Raw genomic sequence first — 16,324 nt, 5'->3', positions numbered from 1 at the left:
TTTTTCGGCATAAACCATGTGAAAAAAATTTCTTAGGTTCTCCAAAAGATGTTCTTAGCTCTGATGTTACAAGCCTGAAACGGTTGAACAGGCGATTTCGCCAAAAAAATGGCGATCCGTAAAAAGAGCATCGAACAAGGAGACACCCTCTCATGCGAGCAATGACCCCACTCTGGAGCAGCATGCTGTTGGCACTCGCCAGCGCCCAGGTCCAGGCGATGAACCTCACCGAGGCCATCCAGAGCACTCTCGACAACCACCCGGAGATCCGGGCAGCAGCCAACGCACGGCTCGTCGCCGACGAGGAGAAGAAGGTCGCCAAGGGCGGCTATCTACCGACCGTCGATCTGATAGCCGGCGTGGGCCGTGAAAACACCGATAGTCCGAGCACGCGCGCGCTGGGCGATCACAACACGGAGACGATGAACTACCGCAACGCCGAGTTGCGCCTGCGGCAGATGCTCTTCGACGGCTTCAACACCCCTAACGAGGTGGGCCGTACCGAGGCCGTGATCAACTCCCGCGCCTACTACACCCTGGGCACGTCCGAGAGCCTGGCGCTGCGCACCATCGAGGTGTACCTCGAAGTGCTCAAGCGTCGCGAAATGGTGGCCCTGGCCCGCAACAACCTGCAGTCGCACCAGCGCGTGGGCGACCAGATCAACCTGCGCAGCCAGCGCGGCGTCGGCAGCATGGCCGACTCCGACCAGTCCGCCGCCCGTCTGGCCCTGGCCGAGAACAACCTCTACACCGAGGAAGTGAACCTGGCCGACGCCGAGGCCAACTTCCTCAGCGCCGTCGGTCGTCCGGCCGACGAACTGGAAACCCCGGCGACCATCCGCGGCGAAATGCCGGCGGACCTGCTGGCCGCACGCCAGACCATGATGGACAACAACCCCTTCCTGAAATCGGCCCAGGCCGACGTGCAGGCGGCGGAGAAGCAATACGAGTCGGCCAAGTCACCGTTCTACCCGCGCTTCGACGCCGAGCTGGCCACCACCGCCGACGACAACGTGCAAGGCGATGAAGGCCACTACAACACCTGGCGAGCCGCCGTGGTGATGAACTACAACCTGTTCAACGGCATGCGCGACAAGGCCCGCCTGCAAGCGGCGGCGCACTCGATCAACCAGTCCATGGACATCCGCAACAACGCCCTGCGGGTGCTCAACGAGAACCTCTCGCTGGCCTGGAACGCCATGGAAAACGCCCGCCAGCAAACCCCCAAGGCGCGTGACTATGCCGACTACACCCAGCGCGTGCGCGAGGCGTACCAGCAGCAGTTCGGCCTCGGCCAACGCACCCTGCTCGACCTGCTCGACAGTGACAACGAACTCTTCACCGCCAACCGGCGTTACGTCGAGGTGCGCTACACCGAAGAGTTCGCCATGTTCCGCGTGATCTCCGCCATGGGCGATCTGCTGCGCCGGCAGAACGTCGTCGTCCCGGCTGAGGCCATCGCCGCTTCTGAAGTGAAGAGCGAAGCCCGTCTGCCGGAAATGAAGTAACCGCGGTTCGGGAGTAGCAGTAGATGACCACCATGGAAAGGGCGGGTGCCGCCGTCGACCCTCGGCAGAGCCACGACGACCCGTTGCTGGACGGCTTGCTGATCCTGTGCAGGCTGCATGAGTGCCCCGCCAGCCGGGGCAGCCTCACCGCCGGCCTGCCGCTGGCGAACCAGCGACTGACACCCGACCTGCTGGCCCGTGCCGCTGCACGGGTCGGCCTGCAAGGGCGCCTGTTGCGCCGGGAACTGGGGGCCATCTCACCGCTCAACCTACCGGTGCTGCTGCTGTTGAAAGACGGCCGCAGCGCGGTGCTCAACCAGTGGGGCAAGGACGGCCGCGCGCTGATCCTGCCCTGCGAGTCGGACGGTGGCCAGCAGTGGATCGACCCCGAGCTGCTGGCCGCCGCGTACAGCGGCGAAGCCCTCTTCGCCCGCCCCCGCCATGAACTGGAAGAGACCCGCGCGCCCCTGGTGCCCCGGGTCAAATCCTGGTTCCGCGACACCTTGCGGCTGTCGCGCTGGCTCTACACCGATGCGGTACTGGCCAGCCTGCTGATCAACCTGCTGGGCATGCTGGTACCGCTGTTCGTCATGCAGACCTACGACCGCGTGGTGCCCAACCAGGCCACCTCCACCCTCTGGGTGCTGACCATCGGCCTGCTCATCGGTACCGGCTTCGACCTGCTGCTGCGGGTGCTGCGCGCGCACCTGCTGGACACCGCCGGCAAGAAGACCGACGTGGTGCTCTCGGCCACGCTGTTCGAGCGCATCACCGGCATGTCGATGAAGGCGCGGCCCACCACTATCGGCGGCTTCGCCCAGAGCATCCACGACTTCCAGGGCCTGCGGGAATTCCTCACCGCGGTGACCCTCACCAGCCTCATCGACCTGCCCTTCTCCGTCCTCATGCTGCTGGTGATCGGCCTGCTCGGTGGCTGGCTGGTGGTGATCCCGGTGCTCGCCTTCCCCATCACCGCCATCTTCGCCTGGATCATCCAGACCCGCCTGCGCGACACCGTGCAGCGCAGCCTGGCCCTGGGCGCGGAACGCCAGGCGCTGCTGATCGAAACCCTCTCGGGCCTGGAAACCCTCAAGGCCTGCAGCGCCGAGAGCGAGCGCCAGCACCGCTGGGAACGCACCCACGGCGCCCTCACCCGCCTCGACAGCCACGCACGCTTCCTCTCCGCCGTGGTCACCAACGGCACGATGTTCCTGCAGCAGTTCGCCGGCCTGGCGATGATCATCGCCGGGGTCTACAGCATCATCGCCGGCAACCTCAGCGTCGGCGCCCTGGTGGCCAGCTACATGCTCAACAGCCGGGTGCTGGCGCCGCTGGGGCAGATCGCCGGGCTGATCACCCGCTACCAGCAGGCGCAGCTGACCATGAAGAGCACCGACTCGCTCATGGGCCTGCCCCAGGAACGGGAGAACACGCAGCAACCGCTTGAGCGCACCCACATCAAGGGCGCCATCGACGTGCGCGGGGTGAGCTTCAGCTACCCCGACCAGGCCGCACCCGCGCTGGCCAACGTCAGCCTGCGGCTGAACGCCGGCGAGCGGGTCGGCATCATCGGCCGCAGTGGCTCGGGCAAGAGCACCCTGGCGCGCCTGGTGATGAACTTCTACAGCCCCGAGCAGGGCCAGTTGCTGCTGGACGGCATCGACCTGCGCCAGCTGGACGTCGCCGACCTGCGCCACCAGATCGGCTTCGTCACCCACGACATGCCGCTGATCTCCGGCAGCCTGCGCGACAACCTGACCCTCGGCGCGCGCTACGTGAACGACGCGCGGATGCTGGAAGTGGCCGAGCTGACCGGCGTCACCGAACTGGCCCGCCAGCACCCGCAGGGCTTCGACCGCCCGGTGGGCGAACGCGGCCAGCTGCTCTCCGGCGGCCAGCGCCAGGCGGTGCTGCTGGCGCGCGCGATGTTGCTGGACCCGCCCATCCTGCTGCTGGACGAACCCACCAGCGCCATGGACAACACCAGCGAAGACATCCTGCGCAACCGCCTGCATGGCTGGGCCCAGGGCAAGACCGTGCTGCTCATCACCCACCGCGCCTCCATGCTCAGCCTGGTGGAGCGCCTGGTGGTGCTCGATGGCGGCCACATCGTCGCCGACGGTCCGAAGGACGCGGTAATCGAAGCCTTGCGCAAGGGCCGCGTCGGCCCGGCGGCCGTCTAGGAGCAGATCATGGAAAACACCCGTTCGGTCCGCGACTACTTCGGCGGCCTGGGCAGCAAGCCCGACACCGAGTTCATGCCCGAGGTGGACGGCGCCGCCCTGGAGGACTCCCCCACCGGCACCCGCATCACCGTCTGGGTCGCCTGCACACTGCTGATCATCGCCCTGGTCTGGGCCAAGTTCGCCGTGCTGGAGGAAGTCACCACCGGTGAAGGCAAGGCCATCCCCTCCAGCAAGATCCAGGTGATCCAGAACCTGGAAGGCGGCATCGTCTCGGAGATCTTCGTGCGCGAAGGCCAGGTGGTCAGCAAGGGCGATGTGCTGCTGCGCCTCGACGACACCCGCTTCCTTTCCAACAAGGGCGAGACCGAGGCCGACCGCCTGGCGCTCATGGCCCGCGTGCAGCGGCTCTCCGCCGAAGCCGAGGACCGCCCCTTCACGGTGCCGGCAGACATCGCCAAGGCCTCGCCGCAACTGGCCGAGGACGAGCTGGCGCTGTACCGCAAGCGCCTGCAGCGCCTGGACAGCGAGCAGCACATCCTCCAGGAACAGCTGCGCCAGAAGCAGCAGGAACTGGCCGAATTCCGCTCCAAGTCGCAGCAGTACGCCTCCAGCCTGGGGCTGCTGCAGCAGGAACTGAACATGTCCCAGCCGCTGGTGGGCACCGGCGCCATCTCCGAGGTGGAAATCCTGCGCCTGCGCCGCAGCGCGGTGGAAATGCGCGGCGAGCTCAACGGCACCAACCTGGCCATCCCCCGGGCCGAGGCGGCGGTGAAGGAAATCGAGCGGAAGATGGAAGAAAGCAAACTGTCGTTCCAGTCCGATGCCTTCAAGGAGCTCAACGAAGCCCGCACCGAGCTGCAGAAGATCACCTCCACTGGCAAGGCCATCGACGACCGCGTCACCCGCACCACCGTGGTCTCCCCGGTCAACGGCGTGATCAAGCAGCTGAAGGTCAACACCATCGGCGGCGTGGTGCAGCCCGGCAACGACATGGTGGAAGTGGTGCCCCTGGAGGACAACCTGCTGATCGAGGCGCGCATCCGCCCGCAGGACGTGGCCTTCCTCCACCCGGGGCAGAAGGCGATGGTCAAATTCAGCGCCTATGACTACACCATCTACGGCGGCCTCAAGGCCAAGCTGGAACTGATCGGTGCCGACACCATCACCGACGATAAGGGCAACAGCTTCTACCTGATCCAGGTGCGCACCGACAAAAGCCACCTGGGCAAGGACGACCACCCGCTGCTGATCATCCCCGGGATGATCGCCACGGTGGACATCATCACCGGCGAGAAGAGCGTGCTCGACTACCTGCTCAAGCCGGTGCTCAAGGCCCGCTCGGAAGCCATGCGCGAGCGTTGATCCGCCTCACTCGCCGCGCCGCAGGGCGCGGCTCACCTCCAGCTGCCGGGAATAGGCCGGCGCTTCCACCGCGTTGAAATCGCGGCTGTAGCGCTGGGCGAAACCGGCGCTGCCCCAGTCCCGGTACTGCTGCACGTGGAACAGCTCGTGGGCCCACAGCGCCACGTCGTGCAAGGCCGCGTCCTCGGTGCGGAAGACGATGATGTCCACCAGGGTCACCGCCTTGATATCGGGGTTCTGCAGCATGGTGCGCGCGGCGTTCATCTCGTCGCTGTCGCCCACCTTGTAGCGCACCGCATCCAGCAGCTCGGCCGGGTACCAGGGCAGCAGGCGCTGGCGTATCTCCGCCGGGATCGGCAAGGTGCCCTGCCGCGCCGCCGACTCCCGCGAACGCAGCAACCAGCCCTCCAGCGCCGACGCGGCCACCGCGCCGGCCTGCTCCTGATAAGGCGCCAGTACGCCGTTGGGATCGGGCACGCAGATGCAGCCGCCGAGGCACACCTCGGTCTCCCCCTCCGCACAGGCGAACGCCAGGTGCGGGGCAGAAGTCATGAACAGGGCCAGCAGCAGGGAAACGGGCAAGGCGCGGGGCATGGAGGGTTCTCGAAAGGCCAAGCGGCGATGGTGGTGGATAGGCGCCATTGAGACAACGGCAAACGGTGTTATTCGTCACCGTAGGCGCAACCCTACACCGCCCAGACGGTAGACCTGATTCGCCTATAACTCCGCGCGATGGGTTTCGCTTCGCTCTACCCATCCTACGAGGCGCCACATAGGGCGTGCCGCCCGCACGGAAAGGTGATGCGCACCCCGGCCTACCCGTTGAGGAATGGAGGCTGGGCAGCGACAAACGCCCCTTCCCAGGAGGCCGAGCGAATCGTCGTGGAAGGGGTTGAGCGACATGGATGTCGCGAGAGCCGCGATGGGCCAGGGATGGCCCTTCGCGGCGTGCCCCTGGAAGGACGATGGAGCGAGGGAAGTCTGGCTTCAGCCAGACCCGTATGGAGGGGCAAGCTCTTTTGGTTACTTTTGGAGCGACTGCGAAAAGTGACTCGCCCGGGGGGGCGAAACCAGAAGCACCAGCAAAGCTCGGAAATCAGCTGAGCTCAAAATACTCCACCAATACGCCAATTCATCTGCCGGGCTTCACCCAACCTGCATCCCTGCGCCATACCACCCACGCCACCGGCCGTTGACGGCTCATTCGATTCCGGTAGGCTCTGCGCTTTCTTCAAGAGGAGTCCTGCCATGCCCCGCGCAACCGCCCGCCACATCCTGGTTTCCAGCGAAGCCAAGTGCAACGAACTGAAAGCCGCCATCGAAGGGGGCGCCGACTTCGCCCAGGTCGCGAAGGACAACTCCACCTGCCCGTCCAGCCGTGACGGCGGCAACCTCGGTTCCTTCGGCCCCGGCCAGATGGTTCGCGAGTTCGACACCGTGGTCTTCAGCGCCCCGGTCAACGTCGTACAAGGCCCGGTGAAGACCCAGTTCGGCTACCACCTGGTGGAAGTCACCAGCCGCCAGGATTGATTCCCGGCCAGGGCGTCGTCATCACGGCGCCCTTCCCCGTTACACCTCCGCTCCCCCCACTTCACGGCCACACGGCAGGATTGCCCCCGACCAGGTCGCGAACCTGCGGCAATTTCCCCTAATAGCCTCCTGGCCGGAACCACTGCTAGGCTTGCCCCTCGATGAAAGGAGGCAGGATGAGCGACCCGAACGAGACGACGCCCAGCGTCTTCCCCTACCTGGAGCTGCTGCACCAGCACGCCGGCTCGGACATGTTCTTCAGCGTCGGCGCACCGCCGCACATCAAGATCGAGGGCCACGCGCGTCCCGTGGGCGAGCGTGTACTGCAGGCGGGCGAAGTACGCCAGCTGGCCGCGCAGCTGATCAGCCCACGCCAGCAGGAAGAGTTCGACCGCGAGCTGGAACTCAACCTGGCCATCAGCCTGCCAGGCAGCGGCCGCTTCCGCCTCAACCTCTACCTGCAGCGCGGCGAGGTCTCGATGGTGGTGCGCCTGATCAAGACCACCATCCCCAGCCTGGAAAGCCTCGGCCTGCCGCCGCTGCTGGAGAAACTCGCCCTGCAGGATCGCGGCCTGATCCTGGTGGTGGGCGCCGCCGGCTCCGGCAAGTCCACCACGTTGGCGGCGATGCTCGACCACCGCAACGCCCAGCGCAGCGGCCATATCGTCTGCATCGAAGATCCCATCGAATTCCTCCACAGCCACCGCCGCTCGATCATCGACCAGCGCGAGGTCGGCCTGGACACCCACAGTTTCTCCGCCGCCCTGCGCAACGTGCTGCGCGAGGCGCCGGACGTGATCATGCTCGGCGAGGTGCGCGACGCCGAAACCATGCAGCACGCCCTGCACTACGCCGAGACCGGCCACCTGTGCGTGGCCACCCTGCACGGCACCAGCGCCCGCCACGCGGTGGAACGCATCACCCGCTTCTTCCCCGACGAGGCGCGGCGCCAGGTGCTCGGCGACCTCTCGCAGAACCTCCTGGCCATGGTCGGCCAGCGCCTGGTACCGGGCATCGACCACAAGCGCGTGGCGGCGGTGGAGCTGATGCTGGGCACGCCCCACGTGCGTGACCTGATCCTGCGTGACGAGCTGCATGAGCTGAAGAGCGCCATCGAGAACGCCCTGGAAAGCGGCTCCTGCAGCTTCGACCAGAGCCTGTTCAAGCTGGTGGAAGCCGGGCGCATCAGCCTCTCCGAAGCGCTGAAGTTCGCCGACTCGCGCACCGACCTGTCGCTGAAGATCAAGCTCGAACGCGGCTTCGACCCCCAGGACAGCGAGCGCAAGGTGCTGCGCGACCATTGATGGCCGCGCTTTACTACACTCAGCTCATCCGTTGACCCGCCCGGTCTCCGCCCCAAGCCCCCACATGGAGACTTTGAAATCGCCATCCGTCGACGCCTTCCAGCCGTGGCCGCCCTGCTGCTCCTGTTCCAATCCGGCTTCGGCGGCGCTGAGCCATCCCTGCCGTCGCTCCGGGTCAGCTTCATCGACGACTCCACGCTGTTCCAGAAGAACGACGGCAGTCGCGAAGAAATCCGGCACCTGTTCGCCAGTGCAGGCCTGGAGGTGGAACTGGTAACCCTGCCGGCCAAGCGCATCCTCTGGCAGATACAGAACGAGCACCGCGCCCATTGCTCGGTTGGCTGGATACGCACTGCGGAACGTGCGCGCTTCGCCCACTTCAGCCTGCCCATCCGCCCGCCCCTGAGCCTGGTCGTGGTCACCAGCCGCACCGCCCTGCCCCGGCTCGGCGGCTTCAAGAGCCTGCGCCAGCTGATGGCGGACCCGCAGCTTCGCCTGGGCGTGTCCGAAGGCTTTTCCTATGGCGAGGAACTGGACCGACGGATCGCCGGCATGGGCAAGGCCGTGGTGCCCAGCAACCAGCCGCCCATCGACCAACTACGCCTGCTGGCCTCCAACCGCTTCGACTACACCCTCACCGACCCCTACGACTTCCGCTGGGCCGCAGGCCAGCCCGGCTACGCCCTGCAGGAGCTCGTCCGACTGGAATTCCCCGACATGCCCCCGGGTCGCCCGCGCCACCTGATGTGCAGCCATGCGGTGAGCGCCGACACACTGGAGCGGATCGACCAGGCCATACAACGCATCGGCAAAGGCGCCGCCCCCTGAAACGGCCCCTTGCCAAGCACGGCGCTTCCTGCGAAAACGCGGCACCCCAACGGCGAGCGAGCAGCCATGAGCGACGAACTGAAGATCGAGGACATCCACCCGGGCGACGGCAAGGCCGTGGTCAAGGGTGCACTGATCACCACCCACTACAACGGCTGGCTGGAGGACGGCACCCTGTTCGACTCCTCCATCGAAAAAGGCCGCCCCTTCCAATGCGTCATCGGCACCGGCCGGGTGATCAAGGGCTGGGACCAGGGCCTGATGGGCATGCAGGTGGGCGGTAAACGCAAGCTGCAGGTCCCCGCGCACCTGGCCTACGGCGAACGCCAGGTGGGCAGGATCCCGCCGAACTCGAACCTGCTGTTCGAGATCGAGCTGCTGGAAGTGCTGACCCGGGACGATTGACCCCACCCTCACGAGGCCACGCCATGCCCCCCGCCCCCACCCTTGCCGAGGCCGAAGCCCTTTTCGCCCCCTACCTGCAACGCTGGCGGCTGACGCAGGACGGCGAGGCGCTGCTCACCCCCAGCGGCGCGCTGCTACCGGTGCGCCAGGATGGCCAGGCCGCGATGCTCAAGGTCAGCCAGAACGAGGACGAACGCCTCGGCGCCCAGGTGATGCGGGCCTGGAAGGGTGCAGGCTCGGCGAGGGTGCTGGAGATCGACGGCGATGGCCTGCTGCTGGAGCGCGGCGGCGACCCGTTGATCGCCATGGCCCAGGACGGTGACGACGACCTGGCCACCGCCCTGCTCTGCCGCGCCCTGGCCCGCCTCCACGCCTACGACGGCCCCCGGCCCAAAGGGCTGAAGGACCTGCACAGCTGGTTCGCCGACCTGGCACCTGCCGCACGCCGCCACGGCGGCTTCCTCGTCGAAGCCGATGCCCTGGCCCGCCAACTGCTGGCCGCACCTTGCGAACAACGGCTGCTGCACGGCGACCTGCACCACGGCAACCTCCTCGACTTCGGCCCGCGCGGCTGGCTGGCCATCGACCCCAAGGGCCTGGTGGGCGACCGCGCGCTGGACTATGCGGTGATCTTCGCCAACCCCGACCTCTGCGACCCCAGCCGCCCGGTGGGCACCGACCCGGCCCGCTTCCAGCGGCGCCTGGCCATCGTCTGCCGCGAATCCGGCCTGGAACGCCAGCGCCTGCTGCAATGGCTGGTGGCCTGGTGCGGCCTCTCCGCCGCCTGGTTCCTCGACGACGATGACCCGAATGCCGATATCGACCTGGCGGTGGGGGCCATGGCGCTGGAGGCGCTGGCGACGCAGTAGCGTTTCTGTGCCGGAGATGGGCAGCCCTACGGGCTGCTTGGCGACTGAAGTCGCCCCTACAGGGACGGTGCATCCGGTGTGTTCGGTGCATCGAGGGCTGTAGGAGCGAATTCATTCGCGAAAAGTGCACCGCGGCCCAGGCGTCGGTCCAGCGCCATCACCCGCTCCGCCTGGTGGATGAGAAGAGCGTCATCCACCCTACACCCCGGCATGCACCGTGCGCTGTGGAGATGGGCAGCCCTACGGGCTGCTTGGCGACTGAAGTCGCCCCTACAGGGACGGTGCATCCGGTGTGTTCGGTGCATCGAGGGCTGTAGGAGCGAATTCATTCGCGAAAGGCGCAGCGCGGCCCGGGCTTCGGTCCAGCGCCATCACCCGCTCCGCCTGGTGGATGAAAAGAGCGTCATCCACCCTACGCACCGGCACGCTTCGCCAACCTACGGCTTCGGCCGCTCGTACGAACCCAGGTCGCAGCGGGCGACACCGTCGCCATCGCCGTCACGGGGGCGCTTGGAGCCGCGCTGGTCGTGAGCGGTGCAACTGCCGATGCCGGCGTCCACCGCCGGGCTGCGCGGGCGCAGGGCGTGGGTCTGGGTCAGGCCGTTGTTGTCCGCCAGGGGGTAGAGCACCTTGGTGAAGACGTCGGTCTGTTCCACGTACAGCTCGCCGGTGCAGTTGCCGGGCCCGGTTCCCAGCAACAGGCCGATGGCCCTGTATTGCGCCTGGGCGCCCTGGTTGTCGCAGTTCATCGGCGTTTCCAGGCCCTCGTCGAGGTTGCCGGCGATGATGCTGTTGCGCAGGGTCACCGAGCCTGTGTTGATCAACCCGTAGCCGCCGCTGTTGTTGGCGATGGTGACGTTGACCAGCAGCGCTTCCGGTGTGGCGCTGATCCAGGGCTGGCCGTTGTTCAGGGTGGCCTGGGCCCGGTAGTACTGGGTGTTGCCGCTGAGGGTCGAGTTGGCGAGGGTCAGCTTGCCGTCGTTGCCGATGGCCGAGCCGAAACTGGACCCGTTGCCGCTGAAGGTGGTCCGCGCCACGTCGGCCGTGCCACGGTTGTAGAGGCCGCCGCCGTAGCCGGCGTCATCGTCGTCGCTGGCGGAGTTGCCCTGCACGCTGCTGTCGCGCAGCAGCAGCTCGCCGGTGTTGTAGATGCCGCCACCCAGGCCGAAGTGGCCCTCTCCGGCCCCGGCGCGGTTGTTGGCGATGACCGAGCGGTGCACGGCCAGGCGCCCGTCGTTGGCGATGCCGCCGCCGTTGCCGGGGCTGAAGGCACCGGTAGAGCTGTTGCGGCTCACCTCCACCTGACGCAACACCACCTCGCCATGGTTCTCCAGGGCGCCGCCGTAGGTGGAGCTGTGGCCGCCGGTGAGGCGCAGGCGCTCCAGCACCACGCGGGCGCCGTCGAACACTTCCAGCAGGCGGTCGTTGGCCTGGGGGGTGCCGCTGATCACGGTGGCGGCCGGGCCCTGGCCGATGATTTCCAGGGCGTCATGGATGTCGAGGTCGCCATTGAGGTTGTCGTCTTCGTCGACGACGTCGCCCTCCTCGTCGCGGCCGGCCGGCAGGCTCAGGCGGTAGGTCTGCGCCTGGAGGACGATGCGGTCCGGGCCCGGTGCGGCGTTGGCAGCGGAGATGGCGTCGCGCAGCGAGCAGTGGGCATCGCAGACGCCGTCATAGCTGTCTTCGGTCTGGTTGACGATGAAGTCGGCGGCGTGGGCGACCTGGCTGCCCAGTACCAGGGCGACGAGGGTGGCGGTGGCGAGGGGGGAGATGAGCGGCTTGTGCATGAGCTGTCCTGCGTGTCGAGGACAGGGCGTCCACGGGACGCACGGCGGCCCTGCCCTGTCGATTCCTTAGGGCGCGGACACGACGCGGCTTCCGCTCCAGCCGCGCAACGCCTCGTTACGCGGCTAGTGATGGACCGGGCGTTTTCGACCTTGGTTCCGGTGGATTTCGCCCACTGGTCGCTCCGGGTCCTTGAGGAAGGGATCGGGCTCCGGGTCGCGGGCGCTGCCACCGTCGGGCAGGGGTTCGGGTGGGCGGCGCGCCGGGCGACGGCCGGCCTCGATGGGCGTGGGGTTCATGGCGCTCTCCTCGGGCTCACAGAGGGTGGAGTCCGCCGCTGCGCCCGGGGTTCAACCCCGCCGCTAGGCGGGCTCCTGGTGCTCGCGGCAGATCAGCGCCTCGTCGCCGGCGGCCAGGGGCTCCTCGGTCAGCCCGCAGAAGGGCAGGCCGTCCACCGTGCGGTGGAAGCGGCAGGTGCGGCACAGGCCGAACGAGGGCACGTCGACGCTGCGCTGCACATTACGCAGCAGGTCGCCCAGCAGTGCTTCGAGGTCCCCGGCGGCGGGGCCCATGCGCGCCGTGGCGGCGGCGAGGAAGTCCGGCGGCAGCACCGCCCCCAGCAGCTCGCGGGCCGGCGCGGTCAGCTCCAGATGCACGCTGCGGCGGTCCTGCTGGTCCGGCCGCTTGACCAGCAGCCCCTTGGCTTCGAGGGCCTTGAGGGACTGGGACACGGTGCCCTTGGTCAGCCCCAGGTAGTCGGTCACCGCCAGGGGCGTGTCGGAATAGCGGTTGCAACGGGCCAGGTAGAGCAAGGCGCTGAACTGGATGGGCTGCAGCTCGGCCAGCAGCGGGTGCTGGCGGAACCAGACGCGGGTGAGGCTGGAGAGGCGTTCCAGCAGGTCGAACAGCACGGCATTTCCCTCCATTGATTTCGTCGATAGATAGTATCGAATAAAAACTATATCGACAAAACCTCATTGGTCGTAGCCTTGCTCTCGAATGGTATCGATCCGATACCAACTACCGGAGAAACGCCATGACCCAAGCTCGCTACTACCACGCTGGTTGCCCCGTCTGCGTCGAAGCCGAACGCACCCTCATCGGCCTGCTCGACCCGAAGGTGAAGGTCGAGATCGTCCACCTCGGCGATGTGCCGGCCCGTGTCGCCGAGGCGGAAAGCGTCGGCGTGAAGTCGGTCCCCGCCCTGGTGGTGGACGGCCAGGTGCTGCACCTGAACTTCGGCGCCGCCATCGCCGACCTCAAGTAATCCGCCGGCGGGTCGCGGCCGCCATCGCGACCCGCTTCACCCAGGAGCAAGCCACCATGCAAATCAAGGTATTCGACACCCACGTGCGCACCTGTGACGGGCGCTACCTGCACTTCGACGTGCTCATCGACTCGGCCGAGCAACCCCGCGCCGAACGCTTCGCCCGCGACTGGCTGGGCAGCCTCGGCCTGGCCGACGCCGATATCGCCCAGAGCCAGTGCCTGTACTGCCACAGCGAGTCGGCCCCGGAGCCGGTGGCCGCGGCCATCGCGCGCGACGGCTACTTCATCATCCCGCTGCAAGGCTTCGAGGCGGCATCGTGAACACCTACCGACCGCTGCACTGCGATCTCCACGACTACCTGGAGATCGCCTGCCTGCACGGCTACCGGCTGCGGGTGGAGCTGAGCGATGGCGAGCCCTTCGAAGCCCGCGCCCTGACCACTCGCACCGCCGCCAGCAAGGAGGAATTCCTCCGTTTCGACGACCAGCGCGAGGTGCGTCTCGACCGGCTGCTGGCGATCACCCCGCTGGACCCCGGCGCCCGTTTCGGCCGGGTGCTGCTGGCTGGTGCGGCCTGTTCGATTCCCTGATGCAAGGCCGCATCTCCCAGTAGGTCGGGTGCAACCCGACAGCCTCCTCAACGCCCCAGATTGGCCGCCGCCCAGTCGCGCTGGCGGGCGAGCACCGAGGCGACGGGTTCGCCCACCAGTTCCTCGTAGACCGAGGGAGCGGTGGCGCCTTCGGTGTTGATCAGCAGCACCCGGGCGCTGGCGTCCAGGCCCAGTTCGGCGGCGCGCTCGGGTTCGGCCAGCAGGCGCAGCAGCCCGGCGAGACCAGCAGCGCCGGACTCGCCGGCGATCACCGGGATGTCCCGTGCGCTGCCGGTGGCGAGCACGCCCATGGCGGTGACCGCGTCGGCGTCCTCGACCTTGAGGAAGGCGTCGATGCTGCCCTCCAGGAAGCGCCAGGCCAGCGGCGAGGTGGCGCCACAGGCGAGCCCGGCCATCACCGAATCCACCGAGCCCGTGGCCCGTGCCGGCGCTCCCGCGAGGGCGCTCTGGTAGAGGCAGTCGGCCTGGCTCGGCTCCACCACCAGCAGGGTCGGCCGGGTGGCGCCGCAGCGCTCCCAGTAGTAGCTGGCGATGCCTGCCGCCAGGCCGCCGACGCCGCCCTGCAGGATGATGTGGGTGTAGGCGTCGACGCCGGCGGTTTCGATCACTTCCTCGGCGATGATGCCGTAGCCCTGCATCACGTCGCGGGGGATTTCCTCGTAGCCATCCCAGGAGGTGTCGGCCACCACCTGCCAGCCATAGGCGACCGCCAGGGAGGCGGCCTCCTCCACCGAATCGTCGTAGTTGCCGGTGATGCGCCGCACCTGTGCGCCGTAGGCGGCGATGGCACGCTCGCGCTCCTCGCTGACGTTGGCGTGGAGCACGATCACGCAGTCGCAGCCGATGCTGCGGGCGGCGGCGGCCAGGGCGCGGCCGTGGTTGCCGTCGGTGGCGCTGACCACGGTGAAGCCGGCCAGGCGCGAACGGTGCTCGCCGGCCAGGAGGCTGGCGGCGTCGAAGTCCTGGGCGGGGAAACGCCGCAGGATCAGGCGCACCAGGGCGATGGGTGCGCCCAGGGCCTTGAAGCTGGCCAGCGGCGAGCGCAGGGATTCGTCCTTGATACACAACCGCGCGATGCCCAGGCGTGCGGCCAGGTCGGGCAGGCTCCACAGCGGCGTGGCGCGGGGGCTCAGTTCGGACCAGTTGGCGAGCCAGGCGCGGTCCTGGCTGGCCTGGTTGATGTTCATCAGCGCGCGCAGGTCGGTGGGGTAGCCGCCATGCACCGCGCGGCGGTTGAGCAGGAGTTCCAGGGGCGCGACCTGCTGCGGGTCCGGCAGCTCGGGGCCGGCGCTCCGGGCCGGGTGGCGCTGGGCCTGGCGGGCGGCGCCGAGGCGGTCGATCACCACGTCCAGCAGCACCTGCGCGCCGGCCAGCAATTGCCCGTCCTCGGTGAACTCGCGGGGGTTATGGCTGACACCGCCACGGCTGGGCACGAAGATCATCGCCGCCGGGGCGATGCGCGCGATCATCTGCGCGTCGTGCCCGGCGCCGGAGGTCATGCGCCGGTAGCTGAGCCCCTGGCGCTGCACGGTAGCCTCGATCGCCGAGACCAGCTGCGGGTCGAACTCCACCGGCTGGGTACGGGCCAGGAGCTGGCTGTCGATCTGCACGCCACGGTGCTCGGCGAGGGTGGTGAGGTAGCCCTGCAGGCGCCGCTCCACGCTCTTCAGGCGCTGCTCGTCGGGGTCGCGCAGGTCGACGCTGAAACTGGCCAGGCGCGGGATGACGTTGATCAGGTTGGGCTCGAAGCGCATGCAGCCGACCGTGGCCAGGGTGGTGCCGGCCTCGTCGGCGATCAGCCGCAGCTGCTGGACGATGGTGGCGGCCACCAGCCCGGCGTCGTAGCGCAGGCGGGTCGGTGTGGTGCCGGCGTGGTTGGCGTGGCCGCGCACCGTGACCTGCTGCCAGGAAATGCCCTGGAGGTTTTCCACCACGCCGATCTCCAGGTCTTCCGCCTCCAGCACCGGGCCCTGCTCGATGTGCAGCTCCAGGTACTCGTGCACGGGGATGGCGCCGGGCTCCATGTCGCCGGCATAGCCGATGCGGCGCAGTTCGTCGCCCAGGCGGCTGCCGTCGCTGCCGGTGATGTCCAGCGCCTGCTCCACGGGCAGGCCGCCGGCGTAGACCAGGGAGCCGAGCATGTCCGGCTGGTAGCGCACGCCTTCCTCGTTGGTGAAGGCGGCCACGGTGATCGGCCGCACCGGCTCGATTCCCGCTTCGCGAAAGGCCCGCGCCACCGCCAGCCCGGCGAGCACGCCGTAGCAACCGTCGAGGGCACCGGCGTTGGCGACGCTGTCGATGTGCGAGCCGATCATCAATGTCGGCGTCCCCGCCGCACCGCCCGGCAGGGTGCCGAAGATATTGCCGATGCGATCGATGCGCACCTCCAGCTCCAGCTCGCGCATCCAGCCCACCACCCGGTCACGGCCGGCCTTTTCCGTGTCGCTGAGGGCGATGCGGGTACGGCCGCCGCTGTCGTCCGCGCCCACCTCCCCCAGTTCGGCCAGTTGTGCCAGGAGCCGCTCGCCATCGAGGCGGGGCAAGGGGGCTTCGCGGTGTGCTGCCATGTGTGGGTGCTCCGGGTTGGGTGGGAAATACCGAGGTGGTGAAATAATATTTCCCACTCACCGCCGTTCTTTTGCGTTATCAGCCGCTCAAGTGGAATTC

At 67.9% G+C, this 16,324-nt stretch carries 16 protein-coding genes and 1 pseudogene; 11 read left to right on the top strand and 6 right to left on the bottom strand.

The window, feature by feature from the left end; translation table 11 throughout:
* The first annotated feature begins 152 nt into the window (after window positions 1-152).
* The 3 genes from PI990_RS08735 to PI990_RS08725 are packed head-to-tail and all read left to right on the top strand — an operon-like array spanning window position 153 to window position 5,056.
* Window positions 153-1,508 carry a TolC family outer membrane protein gene (locus PI990_RS08735; protein ID WP_263403270.1) on the top strand — a complete coding sequence of 452 codons (1,356 nt, stop codon included), beginning with the start codon at window positions 153-155 and terminating at the stop codon, window positions 1,506-1,508.
* A gap of 23 nt (window positions 1,509-1,531) precedes the next feature.
* A complete protein-coding gene (locus PI990_RS08730) occupies window positions 1,532-3,691 on the top strand; it encodes a type I secretion system permease/ATPase (protein ID WP_271660387.1) in 2,160 nt (719 codons plus the stop codon).
* A gap of 9 nt (window positions 3,692-3,700) precedes the next feature.
* On the top strand, window positions 3,701-5,056 hold the full coding sequence (locus tag PI990_RS08725) for an HlyD family type I secretion periplasmic adaptor subunit (protein WP_271660386.1): 1,356 nt from the start codon (window positions 3,701-3,703) through the stop codon (window positions 5,054-5,056).
* 6 nt (window positions 5,057-5,062) lie between these two features.
* Here PI990_RS08725 and PI990_RS08720 read toward each other — a convergent pair whose 3' ends face one another.
* Complete coding sequence (locus PI990_RS08720) at window positions 5,063-5,650, bottom strand: eCIS core domain-containing protein (RefSeq protein ID WP_271660385.1); 588 nt, start codon at window positions 5,648-5,650, stop codon at window positions 5,063-5,065.
* Between the two features lie 654 nt (window positions 5,651-6,304).
* On the opposite strand from PI990_RS08720, the gene PI990_RS08715 reads away from it, so the two are divergent.
* The 5 genes from PI990_RS08715 to PI990_RS08695 all read left to right on the top strand — a co-directional run bounded on the left by PI990_RS08715 (window position 6,305) and on the right by PI990_RS08695 (window position 9,992).
* Complete coding sequence (locus PI990_RS08715; protein ID WP_111264017.1) at window positions 6,305-6,586, top strand: peptidylprolyl isomerase; 282 nt, start codon at window positions 6,305-6,307, stop codon at window positions 6,584-6,586.
* 176 nt (window positions 6,587-6,762) lie between these two features.
* Window positions 6,763-7,890 (top strand): PilT/PilU family type 4a pilus ATPase, encoded by a 1,128-nt coding sequence (locus PI990_RS08710; protein WP_271660384.1) that lies wholly within the window; start codon window positions 6,763-6,765, stop codon window positions 7,888-7,890.
* A 105-nt stretch (window positions 7,891-7,995) separates the two neighbouring features.
* Window positions 7,996-8,718 (top strand): transporter substrate-binding domain-containing protein, encoded by a 723-nt coding sequence (locus PI990_RS08705; protein ID WP_271660383.1) that lies wholly within the window; start codon window positions 7,996-7,998, stop codon window positions 8,716-8,718.
* A 66-nt stretch (window positions 8,719-8,784) separates the two neighbouring features.
* The gene (locus PI990_RS08700; protein WP_111264020.1) at window positions 8,785-9,123 is read left to right on the top strand and encodes an FKBP-type peptidyl-prolyl cis-trans isomerase; all 339 of its coding nucleotides are present in this window, start codon (window positions 8,785-8,787) and stop codon (window positions 9,121-9,123) included.
* Between the two features lie 23 nt (window positions 9,124-9,146).
* On the top strand, window positions 9,147-9,992 hold the full coding sequence (locus tag PI990_RS08695; RefSeq protein ID WP_271660382.1) for an aminoglycoside phosphotransferase family protein: 846 nt from the start codon (window positions 9,147-9,149) through the stop codon (window positions 9,990-9,992).
* 437 nt (window positions 9,993-10,429) lie between these two features.
* Here the strand turns inward: PI990_RS08695 and PI990_RS08690 are convergent, their stop codons facing one another.
* The 3 genes from PI990_RS08690 to PI990_RS08680 form a co-directional block, all read right to left on the bottom strand.
* Window positions 10,430-11,779 carry a CSLREA domain-containing protein gene (locus PI990_RS08690; protein ID WP_271660381.1) on the bottom strand — a complete coding sequence of 450 codons (1,350 nt, stop codon included), beginning with the start codon at window positions 11,777-11,779 and terminating at the stop codon, window positions 10,430-10,432.
* Window positions 11,780-11,902: 123 nt separating this feature from the next.
* Window positions 11,903-12,076, bottom strand: coding sequence for a hypothetical protein (locus tag PI990_RS08685; RefSeq protein ID WP_236234929.1), 174 nt, complete (start codon window positions 12,074-12,076; stop codon window positions 11,903-11,905).
* Between the two features lie 63 nt (window positions 12,077-12,139).
* The gene (locus tag PI990_RS08680; RefSeq protein WP_043245904.1) at window positions 12,140-12,703 is read right to left on the bottom strand and encodes a MarR family winged helix-turn-helix transcriptional regulator; all 564 of its coding nucleotides are present in this window, start codon (window positions 12,701-12,703) and stop codon (window positions 12,140-12,142) included.
* 110 nt (window positions 12,704-12,813) lie between these two features.
* Here PI990_RS08680 and PI990_RS08675 point away from each other — a divergent pair, with 110 nt between their 5' ends.
* Genes PI990_RS08675 through PI990_RS08665 form a run of 3 tightly spaced genes read left to right on the top strand, consistent with a single transcriptional unit; the run spans window position 12,814 to window position 13,636 of the window.
* On the top strand, window positions 12,814-13,044 hold the full coding sequence (locus PI990_RS08675) for a glutaredoxin domain-containing protein (protein ID WP_271660380.1): 231 nt from the start codon (window positions 12,814-12,816) through the stop codon (window positions 13,042-13,044).
* A gap of 56 nt (window positions 13,045-13,100) precedes the next feature.
* A complete protein-coding gene (locus PI990_RS08670; protein WP_271660379.1) occupies window positions 13,101-13,367 on the top strand; it encodes a DUF2024 family protein in 267 nt (88 codons plus the stop codon).
* Window positions 13,364-13,636: a Rho-binding antiterminator gene (locus PI990_RS08665; protein ID WP_271660378.1), complete on the top strand. Its 273-nt coding sequence runs from the start codon at window positions 13,364-13,366 to the stop codon at window positions 13,634-13,636. The genes PI990_RS08670 and PI990_RS08665 overlap by 4 nt, the downstream gene beginning before the upstream one ends.
* Window positions 13,637-13,683: 47 nt before the next feature.
* Here the strand turns inward: PI990_RS08665 and PI990_RS08660 are convergent, their stop codons facing one another.
* Together PI990_RS08660 and PI990_RS08655 are read right to left on the bottom strand one after the other, a co-directional pair.
* Window positions 13,684-14,844, bottom strand: coding sequence for a diaminopropionate ammonia-lyase (locus tag PI990_RS08660; RefSeq protein ID WP_271661280.1), 1,161 nt, complete (start codon window positions 14,842-14,844; stop codon window positions 13,684-13,686).
* A 129-nt stretch (window positions 14,845-14,973) separates the two neighbouring features.
* Window positions 14,974-16,224 (bottom strand): annotated as a pseudogene (locus tag PI990_RS08655) (Zn-dependent hydrolase); the annotation flags it as partial.
* Between the last annotated feature and the right edge of the window lie 100 nt (window positions 16,225-16,324).

Origin of the sequence: Pseudomonas sp. TUM22785 (genome assembly GCF_028198105.1) — a bacterium.
In the GTDB taxonomy this organism is placed as follows: Bacteria; Pseudomonadota; Gammaproteobacteria; order Pseudomonadales; family Pseudomonadaceae; genus Metapseudomonas; species Metapseudomonas solani.
This window is presented reverse-complemented; position numbering and strand designations above follow the sequence as displayed.

Bases quoted from the DNA above. Each gene is read 5' to 3' on its own strand.
- PI990_RS08735 (WP_263403270.1), top strand. From the start codon at position 153: ATGCGAGCAATGACCCCACTCTGGAGCAGCATGCTGTTGGCACTCGCC.
- PI990_RS08730 (WP_271660387.1), top strand. From the start codon at position 1,532: ATGACCACCATGGAAAGGGCGGGTGCCGCCGTCGACCCTCGGCAGAGC.
- PI990_RS08725 (WP_271660386.1), top strand. From the start codon at position 3,701: ATGGAAAACACCCGTTCGGTCCGCGACTACTTCGGCGGCCTGGGCAGC.
- PI990_RS08720 (WP_271660385.1), bottom strand. From the start codon at position 5,650: ATGCCCCGCGCCTTGCCCGTTTCCCTGCTGCTGGCCCTGTTCATGACT.
- PI990_RS08715 (WP_111264017.1), top strand. From the start codon at position 6,305: ATGCCCCGCGCAACCGCCCGCCACATCCTGGTTTCCAGCGAAGCCAAG.
- PI990_RS08710 (WP_271660384.1), top strand. From the start codon at position 6,763: ATGAGCGACCCGAACGAGACGACGCCCAGCGTCTTCCCCTACCTGGAG.
- PI990_RS08700 (WP_111264020.1), top strand. From the start codon at position 8,785: ATGAGCGACGAACTGAAGATCGAGGACATCCACCCGGGCGACGGCAAG.
- PI990_RS08695 (WP_271660382.1), top strand. From the start codon at position 9,147: ATGCCCCCCGCCCCCACCCTTGCCGAGGCCGAAGCCCTTTTCGCCCCC.
- PI990_RS08690 (WP_271660381.1), bottom strand. From the start codon at position 11,779: ATGCACAAGCCGCTCATCTCCCCCCTCGCCACCGCCACCCTCGTCGCC.
- PI990_RS08685 (WP_236234929.1), bottom strand. From the start codon at position 12,076: ATGAACCCCACGCCCATCGAGGCCGGCCGTCGCCCGGCGCGCCGCCCA.
- PI990_RS08680 (WP_043245904.1), bottom strand. From the start codon at position 12,703: ATGGAGGGAAATGCCGTGCTGTTCGACCTGCTGGAACGCCTCTCCAGC.
- PI990_RS08675 (WP_271660380.1), top strand. From the start codon at position 12,814: ATGACCCAAGCTCGCTACTACCACGCTGGTTGCCCCGTCTGCGTCGAA.
- PI990_RS08670 (WP_271660379.1), top strand. From the start codon at position 13,101: ATGCAAATCAAGGTATTCGACACCCACGTGCGCACCTGTGACGGGCGC.
- PI990_RS08660 (WP_271661280.1), bottom strand. From the start codon at position 14,844: ATGAACATCAACCAGGCCAGCCAGGACCGCGCCTGGCTCGCCAACTGG.